Here is an 18,842-nt window from a genome sequence, read left to right as displayed (position 1 = left end):
TAAAAATAATCTCGTACATGACAAAAATTTAACTTATTGAAATTGTGGAAAATATTGTCTTTTCACGAAGGAGATGAATATCATGAATCAAATCCACGAGCTATCGACACTGATCAATCAAACATTTAACTGGAATAAAGCGAGAATAGATTGTTTGGATTGGAATGCTCATTGCTTTACTGAGTACACGCAGTATGAATTTAACCGAATTAGCCATCGTTTTTCCAAACGAGGCTAAACCCGATTCACGGTATCAGCGTATTCAACGTTTTATCCGTGATTATTTACCCGATTTTGATAAAGTTTCGCTAATTATCGCGGAAATTATTTGGTTTTTTAACTCAAGATTATTATTTAATTCTCGACCGAACAAATTGGAAATGGGGTAAAAAAACATTAATGTTCTCGTCTTAGCGGTTGCGTATCGTGGTCTGGCAATACCGGTTCGCTGGTGCTGTTAGATAAGCGAGGCAACTCTAATACTCAAGAGCGTATAGATATTCTGGCCGATTTTATTAAGCAATTCGGTAAAAACCGATTCTTAGGGTATTGGCAGACCGTGAATTTATCGGTGAAAAATGGTTTAAGTATTTGAAAATAATGGAATTAATTTTAATATTCGTATTAAAAAAAGATGCTAAAACCACGAATAGTCAAGGCCAAGAAGTGCAGGTAAAAAATCTATTTTACATTTGAAACCTGCTGAATCTTTCACGATTGAAGATCCACGTCTTATCACCGGGGTACCGGTTTATTTTAACGGCGTTGCGCTTAAGTGATGGTGAATTTCTTATTGTGGCCTCCAGCAAAAATGACGGGCAAAACGCTCTTGAATACTAGCAAAGAAAGATGGCAAATCGAAACATTATTTAGTTGCTTAAAAAGCCGGGGATTTAATCTCGAAGAGACTCACGTTACTGACCTTGAACGGATTAAAAAACTTTAATCGTTCCGGTCATTGCTTTTGTTGGTCGTATCGTACATGGCGAATGGCAACACGATTTAGTTAAACCGATTAAGGTAAAAACATCTTCGACTTTCTAAAAAAGTATTTTAGAGTCGGTTTGGATTTTATCCGGGTAATATTTTATTCAACACCACATCTTCTTGTAATCTTGCTAAATTGTTTCAATTTCTTGATTTTAATCATTTTTACCCTTCAAGCTAATTTTTGTCATGTACAGAGAAAAATAATTATTAATAACTATAAATTTTTCAGAAGGGTGTGTTGAAAAATTCCACAACCTGTAAATGATTGCTATAGCAGCGATCATATTTATTCTCTAAAGTACAAACGCCATTCTGGCATGGTATAGCAATCATTTACAGGTTGTGGAATTTTTCAACACACCCTTCTGAAAAATTTATAGTTATTAATAATTATTTTTATAGGAGAATTGAGTCATGTTAAATTTAGATGATATTATTAGTTCACTAGAGGGGCTTGAAATAAAAAGAGCACTGGCAGTAAAATGCTCGTTCATAATTTCAAAACAAAAGAGATTTGTGCTTTGTTAGATGTGTCTGATTCTTTTGTGAGCAAATGGAAAGTGATCTATGAAAATGAAGGCGCAGAGGGGTTACGAGTTAATTACAAAGGGGGTACTGGACTTTAACGGAATCCCAGCGTTTTGAAATTTTCTTTCATTTGAAAGATAAACCTTATTACAGTGTGGAAGAATTAAGAGATTGGATTGAGCTTCATTATGGAGTGATTTATCAATCGAAGCAATCCTATTACGATATGCTGAAAGAGGCTGGACTGAGTTGGCATCAAACCCAAACGATAAACGAAGAGCGGGATGAAGATAAAGTGATGCTTAAACGGGAAGAGATTAAGAAGAAACTTGAAGAACAGCAAGCCGAGATCATCGCTGGAGAAGTGGTTGTTTTGCTGAAGATGAGTGTCATTTATTGTCAGATGATACCACAGGGTATGTCTGGGGTAGACGAAACCAAAGAATTGAGATTCCAATAGAGAATCCTAACGACAGACAGACGTATTATGGGGCGCTGAATCTTTATAATAAAGATTTTGTTCTCACTCCTTATGATCGAGGAAATGGAGAAAATACGGTTTTATTTATCCAGCACTTACAAGCGCTAAACAAGGATAAGAAACTCATTATTATTTGGGATGGAGCCTCCTACCACTGTTGTAAAGAAGTTCAGGATTATTTGAATAAAATAAACGGAGAGGTAGAAGAAAAAATTGAAAGTAACCTTCATTTTGTTTGAACCGAATGCCCCTGATCAGAATCCAGTTGAAGATGTTTGGTTAAGAGGAAAAATTTTCTACGAAAACATTTTTTATGAAAAATAAAACATTTAATGAAGTTAAATAATGTTTTGTTAAGTTTCTTAATAAAAAGATTTTTAATTTTAGAAAAATAGAATGGTATCTAAAAAATTCCACAACCTGCATAGGAGAGCTATATGAGAAAGTTGAGGAATTAAAGTTCATTCTGAATCGCTTGTGAGTTTTCGGGATGGCAATCCATTTTTACCAACATTCCTGAAATCAAATATGATAAATTTCCTCCGAGAAAAGCAATTCAGACGAAATACTGGGAAAAGTCGTTGACCAATTTTAAAACCGTTACATGGGATTCTCAAACAAAGCTCTCGGCTTAGAAACCCATGATACAGCATCATCCTCAAGCCCTGCGATAACTAAATTCAATGCTTTCACACAAAATGCTGGCTGCTTCAAGATAAAATGGCTTTAAATCTACCGCAGGGATTTTCTTACGAGCTTGCATCAGCTATGCTGATGCACTTCGAGTTAGGGAAAGGCCAAATGTTGATTCAATTGGAATAAAATTCTCGAAGATTGTGGCAAATTAAAGCTATGTTCGTAATCAAATTGTATGATTGATCCTAATATAAAGTGAGACATCCCCAACTGATGAGTTTAGCCAAGTTCTTTGAACTTTGACTTGAACAAATGCTAGAGCTAAAATTTTTGAGATATTTGGCTAATCTTGAATGATCCAGGGCTTCAGAATTTATGATTGGCTAAGGAAGTAAATTGCATTATCTAGCTTCGCCCAGACTACTATGCATCGAGTATAAAAGGATCTTGAGGAATTCAAATGGCATTATCTTCGAAGCCGTCCAAGAGTTGGAAGAATAGTTAACAAAATTTGATAGATTTGACTGGGCTTATAGCTATTCTAGACGCTCTTATATGTATTGGCTCCCAGAGGGAATTTGGTTTTTTACTTCTCCTACAGCAGAACTAATAAAAAGTTATGCTTCTTCTCGATAAGATTATGTCGATAATATTAACAAAAAGTTTTCGAAGGTGATATTGAATTATATTCTGAGGCAAGAACGAGATGATGGAAAAATAGTTGTTAATCGAAAAGTGCACTATTCAACTGCTTGGCAGAGATTTTCACATAAATTCGGGCTAAAATGATAATGGTCTTATAAATGAAGATGATGATAACTTCAGAAGGTCAGTGAGCAAATAAACGCAAAAACCAGTGAGAGAAGGTCAAAAAATGGATCAAATTTGAATCGGTGGCACGATATTCAAGAAACAAAGAGATATCGTTGTCAGTGCTTATGATGCGGTTCGGACACTAAGGTTAATACGCGCTAATTCATCCCGATTTACGAAGGCAAATCCACCAGAAAATGGAGAGCGGCTCTTTAAAGGAAAATATCTTGATATTAGGGCCAAAATTTTAAATAAGGTCCATAAACGAGTTGATCTTGAGCTTAAATTTATGCGTTGAAGCCCATTCATCTTTAATAGCGTCTGCTTCATTCACAGTAATGAGTCCAGTAGCACTCCAGTAACTAATCTTCCTTAACGGCTTCAGCAAGCTCAATCAGCTTGCGTCCAGGTAATTCCAGCTTCTTGCTGAGATCAAGAAGCTTGCCCCGAGAAATCTCTTCCCGGCGATACGCCTCAATGGCGAGGTGAACGATTTGACTCTTCAATTCGCGATCTTGCCCGTTCTCTGCTTTCGGGCTTATCGAGATCATCCAACATCCTTAAGAATTCCAGAAATCCTTTCCCTTCCGATTCGCGCTCTAGCAGTTTGGCACATTCTGGTTGTGAAACTAGGTTCAGGCTCCTTAGCCGGTAAGTAGCGGCTTGGTAGCTCACCCCGAAGTGATGAGCAAGCATTGCCGCATCCTGATGAGTAATGGCCTGAGACCCCGGAACAGGCCGAGTTTGGGTATCAATCCGCCCCTCAGTCGCTACGTCGAAAATCGTTTGTTCATATCGGCTAGGTAATCCTTTATCGAGAGCACGGAGAAACTCCGTGACCCCTTCACCGGGCATCAGCAAAGCGGCGGCAAAGGCGTTTGCTCGCTTCTCAATCAGTTCGGAAGCATTATCGCGAGTCGAGACCGTGGCCGTGCGATCCCGGTCGAGTAGGGCATGGGCGTACTCATGCGCGTAGGAAAAGCGCTTGCGCCCCTGAACATGGTCAAAGTTGACGAGGATCGCCATGCCGATGGAGGTATGGCGTAGAAACAGGCCGGACATTTCATCAGGCAAGTTGACGCCAGAGGACCAGATTCCTTGATCCGAGATCAATTCTCCCATGTTGGCAATGGGCGTCTGACCCAAGCCAAGCCGCTTCCGCTCTTGGAGAGCAACTTGCTCACCTTGCCGAACGGCTTCACTGGCCGTTCGTGGCGCGGGCAAATTATAGGCTGGCGGGCCACTTCGCGGGGATCGGCCCAATAATTTTTCCAGCGAGCAACCTTCCCGACAGAGGCTTAGGCAGCGCTCTACCTGTTCTTTGATATCCGAACGGGTATCGAGGCCCGGAGCCAACCGATGCAGCGCGACCAGTAAATCATCTTCGTGAAGCGGTTGTTCGCCGAAGAAATCAGCTACAGGCTGTTTGTACAACTCCGCAAGTTGGGCCAGTTCCAGGGTTGAGACGGCACGATTGCCCGCCTCCAGTTGCGTGACCGCCGTTCGCGGTATGCCGATGGAATCAGCCGCAACTTGTTGACTCAATCCGCAGTTTTCCCTTGCTTCGCGCAGCCTCCTTCCGAGGGTCTGTGGGTTGAAGGACATGGTTTTTGCTCTCCCGCTTGGGTTTTGGTTGCGATGACTTCGCTCCCTGAATTTGTTCTTTAGTTCTATTATTGGCATTAAAGAACAAAAAAGGCAAAATAATACTTGTTTGTTGGATAATCGCACTATAGAATAAGCTTGCGAGAATGATTGCAAATCTAAAATTTATATATTTTTCAAATATATGAGGTGATTTTATGGCAAAGAAAGGCAACAACGAAGTGACAAGTAAGAAAGCAGCTTCCGCAGCGGGTAGAGTTTTGAGCAACCCTAAGGCGAGCAAGGATGCGAAGAGCGCAGCCGGATCGGCCCTGACTCAGCGGCCCAGTCGCGGCAAGAAGTGAGGTGATGTACGATGGTTGATATTTCTTTTGAAATTAATGGGCGGCGAGTAGATCCTCATCGGATGCAAGATGCACTCGAAGGGGCTGTTCTCCAATCTATTAAGGAAACGGTTACTTCTAAAATCAGAAATATCAGAGATCCAAAACTAGATTGCACTCGAAGGTTTAGAATTAAAGGTACTAGCATCAGAACTTTTTTAGATGAAGTGATAATAATCACAGTCGCATTCACCTAAGCGAGATACATTTGACGGCATTTTTGCAAGAGGGTAGCGTGTGAAAGAACCTAAAAGCTAAGGATTTATGCGAAATCTATATAGTCTAGCAGCATCTCATATTGTCGGGATTGTAGGTTCTATGCAGTCCATTGGCCTTCTCAGAGAGTACGCATGGCTTTAGCCGATTGGTTCAGTGAGTTTTGCTCAAATCTTCAGGTGCAAGATGCTGGGACAATTTACATTCGCTACAAAAAAATCACGCAACGATTGAACACCGATTTCTGGACTACAACGTCCGACGTTGCACAGCCTGTATGTTGATCATATGGGCGAAATACGGCAATTTCTGGTTTCAGTGATCTAGATATGATCTTCCAGTTGCCGTATTCAGAGTATGAAAAGTATGACAAATACTCTGGGAACGGCCAATCGGCTTTGCTCCAAGCGGTCAAAACGTCCATTGAAAAAACCTACTCAACGACAAGCATCCGAGCCGATGGGCAAGTCATAATCGTCCCATTCACTGATGGTATCTCATTCGAGGTTGTGCCAGCGTTCATCAACAAGAATGATAGCTATACATTCCCTGATGCAAACAACGGTGGATCGTGGCGAACGACAAACCCAAGACCCGAAATCCAGGCCATTAGAAATCAGAATAGTGTTTGTAACGGAAATCTAGTTCCGCTCTGTCGAATGATGAGGGCATGGAAGCGCAAGTGGGACGTTCGGATTGGTGGTCTACTAATAGACACTTTCGCTTACCAGTTTATCGAGAACTGGGGCTATAAGGATAAGTCATATCTTTACTATGACTATATGTGTCGAGACTTTTTCAAGTGGATGGTGGACCAAGACAAAGATCAGGAGTACTGGAAGGCACCGGGCAGTGGGCGGTATGTTTATGGAAAAGGGCTTTTCCAATACAAAGCGACGAGATGTTACAATATTTCTCTGGACGCAATAGCCCACGAAACCGCAAATCCGAAACGCGAATGGTCTGCTAAGCAAAAATGGAGAGATATCTTTGGAAACGACTACCCAGAATGAGCGTGTTACTGATAATTCGCTTCTTGAAGCACAGTTGAGGGAGTGCTTTGGTCGCGTTGTCTACACACACAAGACACATGAAAAATGCGCTGACCTTCTTTTGTCTCGATGGAGCACTATCAAGTTGTGGCAAATTATTCTTTCGGCAATAACGACTGGCGGCTTTATCGCTGCTGTGTTCGGTGCTGGAAATATCGGTGCTGCTATTGGTATGGTCGTTTCAACGTGCCTTCTCGTGCTTAATGCTTATACAAAGAACTACGATCTTGGCGAACTTGCCCAAAAACATAAGCAAGCTGCTAGCGATATTTGGCTAATTCGGGAGAAATACTTGTCGCTTATAACTGACTTGCGGCTTGGTATAAAACGCCTAACAGATTTAACTTCGGAGCGCGATAAATTGCTTTTGGAATTACATGCAGCATATAGCGGGGCACCGAGCACTACTTACGATGCGTATAAAAGGCTCAGCAAGCGCTAAAACGGTCAGAAGAAATGACATTCTCTGATAAGGAGATTGATGCATTTCTTCCCCACCAATTGCGAAAAACAGGTTAATCAATTGTTCAGCTTTAAACGCAATGATCTTCGGCTACTACCAATATGAAGCAGAGCCATTGGTGAATTGAGCGGAAGGAGCTTTCACCGACTGGTTAAGAATTCAGTAATCCACCCGAAAAGTCGGACTGTCTTCCGGTCGATTTTTCCGCTTATCGTAAAGGCGTGTGGTGGAGACATTGGCGTGTCCCAACCACTCCTGGACCTTGGCAATATCGGCGTTGTGCTCCAAGGCGTTTGTCGCCGCTGTAGCGCGCAGGGAATGCACGCAGAAGCCGTGAACATCGGCGTTGATGCCGACCTGCTTGCCGTAGCGCCGAACCACTTCCTGATAGACCGAGGCCGGGTTGAGCGGCTTGTTCAGCGTTCCCGTCGAGTTGTTCTTCACCGGGCGAAAGAGCGATCCCTGAAGGTCATCGCCATGCCCGGCTACTTCCAGATACCTTGATGAGACGCGCTGCCTGCGGCTACCGGCACGAAGCGGATCTTGTCGCCCTTGCCTTCAATCCGCAGATGCAGCACACCTTCCCGCTGGTGGAGATCGCGGACGCGCAATTTGCAGAGTTCTTCCCGGCGTAGACCGTGATAGAGCAGCGTCGCCAGGATTGCGCGATCCCGCTGGCCCTTCAACGTGTTTCCGGGCGGCGCGTCCAGTAAAGCCCGCGCTTGGGCATCGCCCAAAGCTGGCGTCAGCCCTTCATTGTTGTTGGCCTTGGGGCGCTTCACACCGTCTACCGGATTGTGCGTGATCGCGTTCTGTTCGCAGAGATAATCAAACAGCGAGGAGAGCGCCGAGAGCTTGCGGCGGATGGTGGACGGCGCGAGCGCCCGCCGTTCCAAATCCTTGCGCCAGGCGATAAAGTGCGCACGGGTCACGATCCGGAATTCTTCCGGGCGGACGATCCCGACAAAGGCGGTAAAGTCCTTCACGTCTTGCTGATAGGCCCGGCGCGTTTTGGCGTTCGCGATGTTTGCGAACCATTCCAACTCAGGCGGCACATCGGCCAAGCCCTGGAATTCCGCAGCGGTCAGGACGCGGATGGAGAGGCTTCCAGGCCCAGGGGTTACAGACCCCTCCAGGGCCACGGCCTGTTCCGGCCCCGGCAGCATTAGGGGCAATTCACCCTGATTACTAACGGGAACAGTCTTGGATTGGCGGGGTGTTTTGCTCATGGAATCACCCTACCCTTGGTTTTTATTTTACGCAAGATAAAATACATTATCAGGGGTAAACAGGGTAGGGGGAGAAGCATCCCGTCGAGAGGGTGAAAGGGCGATGCGGCCTATTTTCTTGCTTGAATCTTCAGGGTAAGCATGTTATCACTTTGTAATAACATGCTCTAAAGGAACAACCGTGATGATTAACCTAAAAATTCGCAAAGTGGGCAATTCGCTGGGCGTTGTTCTGCCGATGGAAGCGATCAGCCGCTTACACGTTGAAGACGGAGATCGTCTTTTCCTGACCGAGATGCCCGAAGGCGGCTATCGCTTGACCCCCTATGATCCGGAGTTTGAAGCTCAGATGAAGCTGGCCGAAGAAGGTATGGCCCGCTATCGCAACACCTTACATGCACTGGCAAAATGAAGGAGCCCATTTGGATAGAAACCCATGTGGTCTTGGCGATGCACGACCGCTTGCTCGCCGAGCATGGCGGGCCAAGCGGTCTTCGCGATACCGGCTTGCTTGAATCGGCGCTGGCGCGGCCCCGTCAACTGTTGACTTATGATCAGCCGGATTTAGCGGCACTGGCGGCAGCCTATGTCGTGGGCATCATTCGCAATCACCCTTTTGTGGACGGCAACAAACGCACAGGCTTCATGACGGGCTATGTGTTCCTGGCACGAAATAACCGACAACTTACGGCTTCGGAATTTGAAGCAACTCGATTGGTGTCCGCCTTAGCCAGTGGCGAACTGCAAGAGGAGGCATTTGCCGATTGGTTAAGGAACAATACGATGGTGAAAGAGAGCATGGTGTAAGCGCCACCCTTGGCGATGGTTAGTAAGGGATGACACTGAGCATGGAGATTAAGCCGATAAAAACTGAATCAGATTATCAATCCGCCCTCAACGAGATCGAGGCGTTAATGGATGCACAGCCAGAGACATCCAGAAGGAGATCGTTTGGATGTGATGACGACTTTCGTTGAAGCGTTTGAAGCTAAACACTATCCTATTGAGGCTCCCGATCCCATTGAAGCCATCCTGAGGTGCCCCCTGGATTTCGTCTTCCAAGGGTCGATGATTAACATCGAGACTGGAAGGACGAAAAGTGAAGAAGATACTGAAGCAAGAGTACACGGCCGAGTTCAGGGAACAGGCAGTCAAGCGGTCAAAGAGGTTGGGGTAGGTCTTGGTGCGCGTGAGCTGGGCTTGGTGGAGCAGACGCTGCGTAACTGGGTCAAGGCCTCGGCTGCGGGCAAGCTCAATGCCCCTGGCACTAAGCCGATCACGCCCGAACAAATGGAGCTATCCCGGCTGCGCGCGGAGAACGTGCGGCTGAAGATGCACGTCGACCTCCTAAAAAAAGCGACGGCGTACTTTGCGAAGGATGTGCTGTGAAGTACGCCTGGATCGACGCGCAGCGCCGCCACTATCCGTTGCTCGACCTGTGCGAGGTGCTGGCGGTCAGTATCAGCGGCTACCGCGCCTGGCGCCGTGGCGGCACACCGGACTCCACCCGGCTGAGCGACACCCAGGCTGTGGCGTTGATGAAGAGTATCCACGCCGAAGTGAAGGCCGCCTACGGCTCGCGGCGCATGCACCGGGAACTCCAGGGCCGGGGCCACTGTATCGGGTTAAGTCGCATTGAGCGGCTGATGCGTGAACACGGTATCCGGGCGCGCTACCAGCGGCGCTTCAAGGCCACGACCGACTCTAAGCACTCGATGCCGGTGGCACCGAACCTGCTCGCTCGCAACTTCACCCCGATGGCGCCCAACTGTGTGGACCGGCGACATTACCTCTATCCAGACCGGCGAAGGCGGCTGTACCTGGCTATCGTACTGGATCTGTTCAATCGCGAGATGGTCGGTTGGTCGATCAAGCCCAGGATGACCGCCGACATCGTCACTGACGCGCTGGCGATGGCCTGGTTCCGGCGTAAGTTCCCTGCGGGCGTCCTCTTCCACAGTGATCGCGGCAGCCAATACGCCAGCCAAGCTCTGTGTTCCAAGCGGGCCGACTACGGGATGACCGCTTCAATGAGCCGTAAGGGCAACTGCTGGGATAACGCGCCCAGCGAGAGCTTCTTCAACAGCCTGAAAAACGAGCGCGTGCATGGCACAACCTACGCGACTCGGGCTGCCGCTGAAGCCGATTTGTTCCGAATACATCGAAGTGTTCTACAACCGGAGTCGCCGCCACTCCACGCTGGGCTACAATTCGCCGACTCAGTTCCTTCAAGACTGGGTTTGCAAGTATCCCGATCAGCACCCAAAGGCGGCTTAAGCGCGGCTTGTTGGAAAGCGAAAAACGAGGGGCACCTCATCCTGCATCGCATGGAAGCTCTCGGGATAGAGTCACCGAAAATAATTTTAGGGTTCGCACTTTATGAGGACGGTCATTGGTGAGGATAACCGATGAGGAACTTGAAAAGAAGCTGCAAGCACACTCTGCTGCATGATCGTTTGCACGCCATGAGAGAGAGGCAATCAGCCTATTCAATAATTGCTTTCAGCAAAGCCTCACGGGCATCTAAGTAAAATTGGATGTCAAGCTTTGTAGCCATATCATCAGATAGTTCGAAAAGCTGCCGGCGACATGCAACGGGCATGAGCAGCGAAGTAGCCCCTTTTCAATCGCAATTTCGGCTATATTAATTGGGTTATGAAGGGACTCTATGGAACCCCCAAGGTTTATTTCACCAACAACAATCAGTCCTCCTCTAACACTCTTTTTTAATAAAGCAGTACATAGAGCAATTAGCACAGAGATACCAAGTTTAGCACCCGACTTAGATGTATCAAAAGCCCGCAGTTGAATTGTGAATTCGTGTTGTCTAGGGTCTTTATCACCGACTAACTGCATTGATCGAGCATTGAGATTGGCCTCTGCAAAACTAACACTCTCACGAAACGCTGGAGGAATCGGTTTATTGAGAACCTTTACACCTGAACCAGGACCTTCGTTAACTTCGATACGGTAAAGGCCAGAGTGATCATCTACTCCACCAGGACTAATCGTCCACACTTGGCCAGGTTCTAGTGGATCAGCGCTAACACTATTTTCGCTATGCAACTCTGGTGTGGAAACAAATTTTTCAACACCATCAGCGCCCATAACATAGCTAAAATGAGTGTTGCGAAATTCTGCTGCTCCAATTCGCTTCTGCTGTTCTTTAACACGCCTCCTTGATTCCAATGCAATCCTGACTGCCCATTCAATTTCTTCATCAGGGATGGAAACACTACTATCTGGATAAAGCAACTTCAGAAGTCCACTGATGGTTTTATTTACTGCATTGGTATCACGACCACTTAGCGCCCCACCAAAGAATATGCGGTTTTGAAGTTGTGATATTCGGCTTTGATTACGTAGCTGACTCCAACACTCAGACAAAAAATCACTGACAAGACCAAAATGGTTAGTGAGAAGTTCTTTGCTAATTTTTGGTATATCCCAACCAGGTAGATAAGCATGGATGCGATCCATGAAAGCTGTATCATCTTTCATTTCGGGTGGCATCGGGCCGAAGAGATGACCGATGCGTTGCTGATGCTCAACGTCTACCTCAAAGTTTCCGACCAGCACTAAGCTACCATCAGCCTGATACTTTCCTTGCCCCGGCTGAATTCACCAGATTCCATGTAGCCTTTCATGATGTTAACGCCATCCTTCTGGTCGAAGGAAATGCCAGATACCTCATCAAAGCAGACAACGTCATACTGACAAACTAGCCCACGCTGACCAGTCGAATTATTGACAAACATCTTAGCTACCGTAGCTTTACCGCCTGAAATCAAATGCGCATAAGGCGATATTTGCTGGAACAGGTGACTCTTTCCAGTACCACGCGGACCCAATTCTACTAAATTATAGTTGCGTTCAACGAACGGTACCATACGTAGTAAGAAAGCGTTCTTCTGCCGATCAGAAAGAGACAGCGGCTCGATTCCGATACTGCGCAGTAACAAGCCTTTCCACTCTTCAGTGGAAAAACTTGTACGTGCTTCTGAGAGAATATCTAAGACATCCCGTTTCGAGAGCTGAATTTCGCGTAAACCTTCTATTCCAAAAGGACGGCCTTTCTTTTCTTGAGCAATCGCTGAATCATAACGAAGACTGATTTCAGCATAAAATCCACCTGTCAGCATTCTCTCATGCTGATTGACCAAGTCTGGGCCAATTCTTACATCTGTAAGCATCAAACTTGGAAGGGTTGCAATATATGAATCTGTCTTTTGATCCAATCGGGCTGTAATTATATCAATGAGCTTTACCTCTCCATCCCTAAAAAGCCTTAGACTTAAAAAAGTTCTTCCTCACCAGCCTTAACGGTACGTGACTTAAGTTGTCGCTCAACAATCTCAAGCCCTTCTTGGATTTCATCTTCATCAATGCTTGCGCAATAACGCCCTAGTAGGAATTCAACCACATAGGTTGGCACCGGAAACTGGCGGCTGAAGGTCCTGACCAAGTCTTTGCGAACTAAATATCCTTCTAGGGAGGAAGCTAATTTTTTATCTATCGAGTCCAATTCAATCACTTATGACCCCCACCAATAACTGTAGCTATCTGGGCAACTAGCTCTCCATTCGAGTTAAGTATTACAACAGTAGCATCAGTTCCTTCTAGTTCTTCATTCTCAACAACTACGGAAGCTGCCCCATTTTCTTTTATAGTCTTTGCGCTTACAACCACGCTCGATGAGGCATTACCTGGCTGTGTGCGAACATCAACACTTAGCCTCGTGATTTGCCCTTCCACTACAATAGTACACCGCAATCCTTTCCAGACAACATCGGCAACTTCAACGGATACCCCTGGTATATCAGAACTCCTTGGATGAATACTTAATTCTAATGTAAGACATTCTTGAAAGCTCAGACCTCCATGCGCATATTCCTCACCTTTACGGAAGCAACTAATACCGTCAGCTAGGGCGAAGTGCTGATCCTGATTCCAATACCAGGATACATACGCTCTTCGGTAACTGCACCCGGTTTAATGACAGCACAGCGCCCCATGTATTATCGGAAAGCGCACTGGGTAAGTTCATTTTCGGTAAGCCGCCAGGGCAACAAAAGCCAGCCATGATCTGTAACTATACGAATACTCTTCCATCCCGCCCTGAAAAGCTGAAGAACCCGCTCCCGGATCTCGCTCAACATGCTCTCGACATATTTTGCTAGTTTCCAACCGCGATCATGGCCTTCATGGCAATAGTGTTCGGCATAGCAATTGCTGTTAACTTTAGGATATAATTTTCTAATTTGTAATCAAGTTGTTATGTGAAATCACAATTCACTGCCTGCCTCAGGACTCTAGTTTAATCCAGCGACGACTGGGGTAGAGGAAGCGAGTCACCTAGGTGGGCAGTACCCTCTGATGAAATGAAACTATGCTGACTTTTGAAAAGATTATTGAACCGGTGATTCTATTCATTAAGGAAGAAATAGAATCGCTTAAAAATGATGAGAAGCTTTACAAGCTATCACTGTACTATTTTATGGTGAGTCTGATTGATGCAGTGATGAATAAAACCCAATCGATTCGTTTGCTAATCACAGAAATAAAAACAAATCCTGATTTAAAAAAGCTCGGTTTTGTTTTAGCATCGCCATCGATGTATTCGGAAGCATTTTCACGGTATAAGCCAGAGGTATTTCAGCGTATTTTTGCTAAATTAATAGAAATCATTGAGATTAAAGATCTTCTTGAGATAAGAACGTTAGGGCGTTTCATATTGTTGGATGGTTCGTTATTTCCTGCATTTAAAAACATGGAATGGGCCAAATATACTTCCACGTGCCAAGCTTTGAAGATGCATTTAGCTTATGAACTTAATCGCATGATTCCTGTACAATTTATTAGTAGTGAAGCGAATTATTCCGAGCGAAAAGTGTTCATGGAATTGCTGGAAGCTGGGGTGACCTCTATCACGGACCGGGGTTATCTTTCTTTTGATATTTTTCAACGAGTTACGGAAAAGCAAGCGTTTTTTATTACCTGTATTCGCTACAATATGCGAGCATCTATTCAAACGGTACTTGAGGTGAATATTCCCGAATCATGGAACTTTTACCTTTCAGAAGTCACCGATGCGCTCGTTATTTTTTCAGGTGATAAATCGAAAGTGACTTATCGTTTAGTTTGTTTTTATGTTTTTGGTGAATGGTATCGAATGACTACAAATCGTTTGGATTTAAAGACCAGTGAGATCATTATTCTTTATGCTTATCGCTGGCAAGTAGAGTTATTTTTCAGGGGTATAAAGCGAACACTGGATGCCCTCCATTTGTGGAACCACGAACCGAATGGAGTCAAAATTCAATTTTACATTTATTTAATTGTTTACGTTCTTTTAATTTACTTTAAGCAAACGCTTGTTAAAGAGCAAGAAAGCCAAAAAGAAGCCCTGCGAGTTTTAAAAGATTCCTCTTCAAAGAAAGAAGATCATTTACGGAAAACAGGAAGTTCTCGATTGCCCGTAGAATACAGTTTGGTTTCTTTTCTTGGATCTAAATTGAAAAAATTGTGGAAAATTTCTATTCACTGGTTAATCTGTATTAAAAATTTATTACTTCATCCAATGACTGATGAACATCGAGACATCATTTTGTCTACCCAATAAGTGTGCCGAACACTATTGCCTTCATGGTCAATATCGCCAAACTCACACCACGCATTACCACTTCCACTACCGTTAGCTGAGCGTTCCAGAATCTCCCAACCAGAATCGGTAAGTAGTTTCTTGAGGTGGTAGCCACCTTGAGAGATTGACCTGTATTAGCTACACAGGGTTCAAAATCGGCGTTAGCTGCATTGCCAGTAATCTTGTCTTTCACAGGCGTTACAGCAGCTTTGCCTGTGCAGTAACGCTTGGTAGTGCAGCCCGGAAATTCTTTCTTCAACTTCACATCCCACAGCACTAAGAATTTCTATCAGTCGCTTAGCAACATCGAAACGAAGACCATCGACAAATAGGACACATTCCCTATCTGTGTATGCAGCGATTTTAGAGGTAGATGCTGTTCCACAGGATAGCCAAGCTCACCAACAAGCCTCTGCAAATACCGCGCGGATTCTTCAGCCCAAGGAAGATAAATTGAGCGGAGCGCCGTAGCGACTGCTGCTAAATCCTCCTGCTTTTCTACGCAAGCAAGCGCTCGAACAACTGCGTCATCAGCACGCCACCCGAAATTACTATATCCAGCGGTAAGCTCCTCAATAGAGCCGGCAGCAAGAGCACTTGCTGATATTTCAGCTAGGATTGTCAAGGGTTCTAAGGCAAGGGCTAAAGAAGCTTCACCCAATTCAGCCCAGATAAGCTGTTGTCTACTGGAATGTCGCTTTGATAGTTCTATGATCTGTTTACGAGCATCATGGGAGGGCATATTACTTAGTGCTACCAACGCCCGGCGTAGCTCATCCTCTTGAGCATCATTCCACTGGGGCCAGCCGCCATAAGTTTCAGGGCCAGAAAAAAGATCGAAGATGGGCGCTTTACACTTGCGAATCTGGTTAGGAATGTTTGGATATCGTTTTGGAGCTTCCCAAAATCTCTCCCATACCGCCTTCCAAGGGCCTTCATGAGTAGCAAGTTTGGTTTGCCCCTGCAAGGGCACCGGCATTTTGCGGATTGAAGGCAAGTTGTGATTGCAAATTTCGATGAACGCCTTCCACTCATTATCACCTCGACTCGTGCGAAAAACTTCCGCCTGGTCTAGCCATTGAAGGACATCTCGTGCTGGATCGCCACCGGTAAGCAAGGTGTTGAAATAGTCCTTGTCGAGGTGTTTTCCCTTGAGCAAATCGATCTCTTCATCCAGGATGCGACATAAGGCAAGCTGCATAGCGTTCTTTGTCTCGTTGTCTTGGGCTCATCTAACCCGAGACCACCTTGATCCGACTTTAGAAACGCAAAAATTGTCCAGTCCTTTGCATTGAGTTGGGACCAGATCACACCGCGATATTGCAATTCGGCTAATGGTTTTAGGTAATCCGGGCAGCTTTCCACCGCGCGCAAATCTTGACGGCTAACACCGGGTAGGTAAAAGACTGGCGTTTTATCTTGGGGGATAACGCACTCGTACCTTGCCTGAAATGACGCACCGAAGCCAGATAGCAGGCCAGTACGCTTGTCGGGCGTAATCACCTAGAGTGATAGTTCCGGGATTTCGATTTGACAAACGCGAAATTATTGCTTCCCATTGGCGTTCTTTATCTGGCCAGATAATACAGGTGGGCGCTACTTGGGCTTCAGGGTTATGAACGGCAGCGGAGCGAACCATTTTGCAGAGGTATTCCATCACCCTCATGAGTCATCTCCTTGCCCGATGGTTTTTTTTCGTAGAAATTTTTGGGTGAGGCTGGTCCTTCCCAGGATTTCCAATTGGATAGTCATTCGTAATAATCATTCAAAGTCTTTTCTATAAACAAATCGATCTCCCCGATGGAATGATTGGCTCAATCCCATTCAAAAATCGTGCCGTCGATTATCTTTTTGCATCTACCGCTTGTTTAAGGTCACAGGATGTTATCCAATCAATATTCCAAATTTTTCTGCATTACCAGCTACAAGTCTGCACAACGGCTCGTCATGAATCAATTCCCTTATTGACAGGAAAGGTTACACGTTGCTTCAGATTTTATGTGTCCGTATTTGGTATCTGTAGAACTTATTTAATTTTGTTGATTATTTGTTTATTTCCGGCGCATCTAGGAAGCTCAATAATTTGCTGAGTATTGCGGAGCACACCGAATAAGTTCTCGGATTGCGGTAGGCAATATCAATCAAGATCGCGATCAAAGGAATGTTACGCTCTCTAATAATCTTAAATTTTGAAAGCCGTTTATGATACTCTACCTTCAATGCGACGTGCAGACTTCCAGAATTTGGAAACTGAAGTGCGTGATCGTGAATAATTAGAAGATTCTTCTGTAAACTTCTAGCTCTTTTTTCCCGATTGAGCCATGCAATCTTATCTGCCTTGATCGATGCCCGAACAACATCGTCACTAGCTTTGGTTTTGGAAGGATTAAGCTTTAGCCCTAATGAAATCGTTGTTTCCGTAAGTAGCTTTAGTATGAGAGCGCCATCAAGCGAAGATTGTTAACAAATATCCGATAGTCGTCACGAATATGAAGAATAAAATAATCTGTTACCGGTGTTTTGTTGATTTTCCTCTTAACAATTTGAAGATCGGCATAACCCCAAACCATTTCAGCAATAAAATCCATCAGCGCAGAGCCTTGCGGAATAATGGACCCCAAATTTCGGACAGGCAAATAAGGTGGTACTCTGCAACGTAAGACATCTGAGGAAGAGGTGGCGAGATGCAGAGGAAAGTTTTCAGTGCTGAGTTCAAGGCCCAGGTTGCGATGGACGCGTTGGCGGGTCGCAAGACGGTCAACGAGATTGCCCGGGGTCCCGAGGTCCATCCAAAACCGGTGACCACTTGGAAGCGGGAAGCCCAGAGGGATTGAAGGCACTGTTCGGAATGCAAACGGGCCGACGCCGCCCCGACGAGGGTCAGGAGGTCGAGGCGCTGTATGGTCAGATTGGGCGGTTGCAAGTCCAACTGGAGTGGGTTGAAAAAGTCCGGACTGAACCCACTAAGGGGGTGAGGGGCGCGGCTGGATCAACCGGGACCCCGAGGTCTCGCTAGTGGCCCAGTGCCATCTGCTGGGTCTGTCGCGGAGCGGTTGGTATGCATCACCGGTTCCCGGAAGCGGGGCTGAATCAGGAACTGCGCCGGCGGATTGATCAGAATATACGGCTCATCCGTTTTACGGGGTCGGCGGATGACGGCGGTGTTGCGGCGCGCGGCTATCCGGTCAACCGTAAGCGGGTGATCCGGTTGATGGCCGAGATGGGATTGCAGGCGATTTACCCGAAGCCGGCGGCATGTGACGCCCGATCCGGTCTCAGGTCTACCCTACCTGCTGCGAGGGGTGACCGTGACGGTGCCCGATCGGGTATGGAGTACGGATATCACCTCATCCATGTGCCGGGCGGGTTCGTGTACTTGGCGGCGATCCGGACGGGTACAGCCGCAAGGTCTTGGCGTGGCGGCTGTAGTACACTTTGGAAACCCGTTTTGCCGAGTGCTTGGAGGAGGCGCTGGGGCAGAGCCAGCCCATCATCTTCAACACGGATCAGGGGACACAATTTACCAGTCTGGCCTTCTCCGGGCGTCTGGCACAAGCCGGGATTCAGATCAGCTGGATGGGCGGGGACGGGCGCATGACAATATCTTTGTGGAACGGTTATGGCGATCCGTCAAATACATGAGGAGGTGTCCGAAGGCTTATGACACCTTGGATCAGGCCTACCCAGGACTGGAGGACTACTTCAAATTTTACAATGACCAGCGTCCTCATCAGGCGCTGAACAACCGAACACCCGCTGAGGGTGTATGCCGACAGGCAAACCCTGTCGCCATGAGGCGCAGA

The 18,842-nt window shown here is 46.0% G+C and carries 15 protein-coding genes and 7 pseudogenes; 16 read left to right on the top strand and 6 right to left on the bottom strand.

The genetic code is table 11. The annotated features are described in order from the left end of the window. The first annotated feature begins 82 nt into the window (after nt 1-82). The 5 genes from IPL83_16240 to IPL83_16220 all read left to right on the top strand — a co-directional run bounded on the left by IPL83_16240 (nt 83) and on the right by IPL83_16220 (nt 2,238). Nucleotides 83-238 carry a hypothetical protein gene (locus tag IPL83_16240; GenBank protein MBK9040677.1) on the top strand — a complete coding sequence of 52 codons (156 nt, stop codon included), beginning with the start codon at nt 83-85 and terminating at the stop codon, nt 236-238. Nucleotides 239-775: 537 nt separating this feature from the next. Beyond that, nucleotides 776-946 (top strand): transposase, encoded by a 171-nt coding sequence (locus tag IPL83_16235; GenBank protein ID MBK9040676.1) that lies wholly within the window; start codon nt 776-778, stop codon nt 944-946. 526 nt (nt 947-1,472) lie between these two features. Further along, the gene (locus tag IPL83_16230; protein MBK9040675.1) at nt 1,473-1,616 is read left to right on the top strand and encodes a helix-turn-helix domain-containing protein; all 144 of its coding nucleotides are present in this window, start codon (nt 1,473-1,475) and stop codon (nt 1,614-1,616) included. Nucleotides 1,617-1,672: 56 nt separating this feature from the next. Further along, on the top strand, nt 1,673-1,978 hold the full coding sequence (locus tag IPL83_16225; GenBank protein ID MBK9040674.1) for a winged helix-turn-helix domain-containing protein: 306 nt from the start codon (nt 1,673-1,675) through the stop codon (nt 1,976-1,978). After that, a complete protein-coding gene (locus IPL83_16220) occupies nt 1,915-2,238 on the top strand; it encodes a transposase (protein MBK9040673.1) in 324 nt (107 codons plus the stop codon). Before IPL83_16225 ends, IPL83_16220 begins: the two co-directional genes overlap by 64 nt. A 1,572-nt stretch (nt 2,239-3,810) precedes the next feature. On the opposite strand, the pseudogene IPL83_16215 reads toward IPL83_16220, so the two are convergent. After that, nucleotides 3,811-5,053 (bottom strand): annotated as a pseudogene (locus tag IPL83_16215) (ImmA/IrrE family metallo-endopeptidase). 197 nt (nt 5,054-5,250) lie between these two features. On the opposite strand from IPL83_16215, the gene IPL83_16210 reads away from it, so the two are divergent. The 3 genes and pseudogenes from IPL83_16210 to IPL83_16200 all read left to right on the top strand — a co-directional run bounded on the left by IPL83_16210 (nt 5,251) and on the right by IPL83_16200 (nt 7,223). Next, nucleotides 5,251-5,397, top strand: a complete 147-nt coding sequence (locus IPL83_16210) for a hypothetical protein (protein MBK9040672.1) — start codon at nt 5,251-5,253, stop codon at nt 5,395-5,397. A gap of 389 nt (nt 5,398-5,786) precedes the next feature. Then, a pseudogene (locus IPL83_16205) lies at nt 5,787-6,665 on the top strand (nucleotidyltransferase). Continuing rightward, nucleotides 6,643-7,223, top strand: a pseudogene (locus IPL83_16200) (SLATT domain-containing protein). Before IPL83_16205 ends, IPL83_16200 begins: the two co-directional pseudogenes overlap by 23 nt. Before the next feature lie 103 nt (nt 7,224-7,326). Here IPL83_16200 and IPL83_16195 read toward each other — a convergent pair. Then, nucleotides 7,327-8,333, bottom strand: a pseudogene (locus IPL83_16195) (tyrosine-type recombinase/integrase). A 247-nt stretch (nt 8,334-8,580) separates the two neighbouring features. Here IPL83_16195 and IPL83_16190 point away from each other — a divergent pair. From IPL83_16190 to IPL83_16175, 4 genes and pseudogenes are all read left to right on the top strand, one after another. Next, nucleotides 8,581-8,808, top strand: a complete 228-nt coding sequence (locus tag IPL83_16190; GenBank protein ID MBK9040671.1) for an AbrB/MazE/SpoVT family DNA-binding domain-containing protein — start codon at nt 8,581-8,583, stop codon at nt 8,806-8,808. Beyond that, nucleotides 8,805-9,203, top strand: a complete 399-nt coding sequence (locus IPL83_16185) for a type II toxin-antitoxin system death-on-curing family toxin (GenBank protein MBK9040670.1) — start codon at nt 8,805-8,807, stop codon at nt 9,201-9,203. The genes IPL83_16190 and IPL83_16185 overlap by 4 nt, the downstream gene beginning before the upstream one ends. A gap of 41 nt (nt 9,204-9,244) precedes the next feature. Next, nucleotides 9,245-9,431 (top strand): annotated as a pseudogene (locus IPL83_16180) (transcriptional regulator). A 159-nt stretch (nt 9,432-9,590) separates the two neighbouring features. Then, nucleotides 9,591-10,673 (top strand): annotated as a pseudogene (locus IPL83_16175) (IS3 family transposase). Between the two features lie 208 nt (nt 10,674-10,881). Here the strand turns inward: IPL83_16175 and brxL are convergent. Next, nucleotides 10,882-12,927: pseudogene (gene brxL / locus IPL83_16170) on the bottom strand (BREX system Lon protease-like protein BrxL). Nucleotides 12,928-13,785: 858 nt separating this feature from the next. On the opposite strand from brxL, the gene IPL83_16165 reads away from it, so the two are divergent. Further along, entirely contained in the window at nt 13,786-15,018 is a 1,233-nt protein-coding gene (locus IPL83_16165; GenBank protein MBK9040669.1) for an IS4 family transposase, read from the top strand. On the opposite strand, the gene IPL83_16160 is transcribed toward IPL83_16165, so the two are convergent. From IPL83_16160 to IPL83_16150, 3 genes are all read right to left on the bottom strand, one after another. After that, entirely contained in the window at nt 15,008-15,298 is a 291-nt protein-coding gene (locus IPL83_16160) for a hypothetical protein (GenBank protein ID MBK9040668.1), read from the bottom strand. The genes IPL83_16165 and IPL83_16160 overlap by 11 nt on opposite strands. 30 nt (nt 15,299-15,328) lie before the next feature. Further along, complete coding sequence (locus IPL83_16155) at nt 15,329-16,240, bottom strand: hypothetical protein (protein ID MBK9040667.1); 912 nt, start codon at nt 16,238-16,240, stop codon at nt 15,329-15,331. Between the two features lie 1,228 nt (nt 16,241-17,468). Further along, nucleotides 17,469-17,675, bottom strand: coding sequence for a hypothetical protein (locus IPL83_16150; GenBank protein MBK9040666.1), 207 nt, complete (start codon nt 17,673-17,675; stop codon nt 17,469-17,471). 48 nt (nt 17,676-17,723) lie between these two features. Here IPL83_16150 and IPL83_16145 point away from each other — a divergent pair, with 48 nt between their 5' ends. From IPL83_16145 to IPL83_16135, 3 genes are all read left to right on the top strand, one after another. Then, nucleotides 17,724-17,873: a transposase gene (locus IPL83_16145; GenBank protein MBK9040665.1), complete on the top strand. Its 150-nt coding sequence runs from the start codon at nt 17,724-17,726 to the stop codon at nt 17,871-17,873. A gap of 224 nt (nt 17,874-18,097) precedes the next feature. Beyond that, the gene (locus tag IPL83_16140) at nt 18,098-18,637 is read left to right on the top strand and encodes a transposase (GenBank protein MBK9040664.1); all 540 of its coding nucleotides are present in this window, start codon (nt 18,098-18,100) and stop codon (nt 18,635-18,637) included. A 10-nt stretch (nt 18,638-18,647) separates the two neighbouring features. Then, nucleotides 18,648-18,842 (top strand): transposase (locus tag IPL83_16135; GenBank protein MBK9040663.1); only part of this gene is annotated, 195 nt, incomplete at its 3' end.

The organism is Bdellovibrionales bacterium (assembly GCA_016716765.1).
Lineage (GTDB): Bacteria > Bdellovibrionota > Bdellovibrionia > Bdellovibrionales > UBA1609 > JADJVA01.
Note: the sequence above shows the minus strand (reverse complement) of the source record. Positions and strands in the feature narration are given on the sequence as shown.

Coding starts and splice junctions, on each gene's coding strand:
- IPL83_16240 (MBK9040677.1), top strand. CDS start 83: ATGAATCAAATCCACGAGCTATCGACACTGATCAATCAAACATTTAAC.
- IPL83_16230 (MBK9040675.1), top strand. CDS start 1,473: ATGCTCGTTCATAATTTCAAAACAAAAGAGATTTGTGCTTTGTTAGAT.
- IPL83_16210 (MBK9040672.1), top strand. CDS start 5,251: ATGGCAAAGAAAGGCAACAACGAAGTGACAAGTAAGAAAGCAGCTTCC.
- IPL83_16190 (MBK9040671.1), top strand. CDS start 8,581: ATGATTAACCTAAAAATTCGCAAAGTGGGCAATTCGCTGGGCGTTGTT.
- IPL83_16185 (MBK9040670.1), top strand. CDS start 8,805: ATGAAGGAGCCCATTTGGATAGAAACCCATGTGGTCTTGGCGATGCAC.
- IPL83_16165 (MBK9040669.1), top strand. CDS start 13,786: ATGCTGACTTTTGAAAAGATTATTGAACCGGTGATTCTATTCATTAAG.
- IPL83_16155 (MBK9040667.1), bottom strand. CDS start 16,240: ATGCAGCTTGCCTTATGTCGCATCCTGGATGAAGAGATCGATTTGCTC.
- IPL83_16145 (MBK9040665.1), top strand. CDS start 17,724: ATGCAGAGGAAAGTTTTCAGTGCTGAGTTCAAGGCCCAGGTTGCGATG.
- IPL83_16140 (MBK9040664.1), top strand. CDS start 18,098: ATGCATCACCGGTTCCCGGAAGCGGGGCTGAATCAGGAACTGCGCCGG.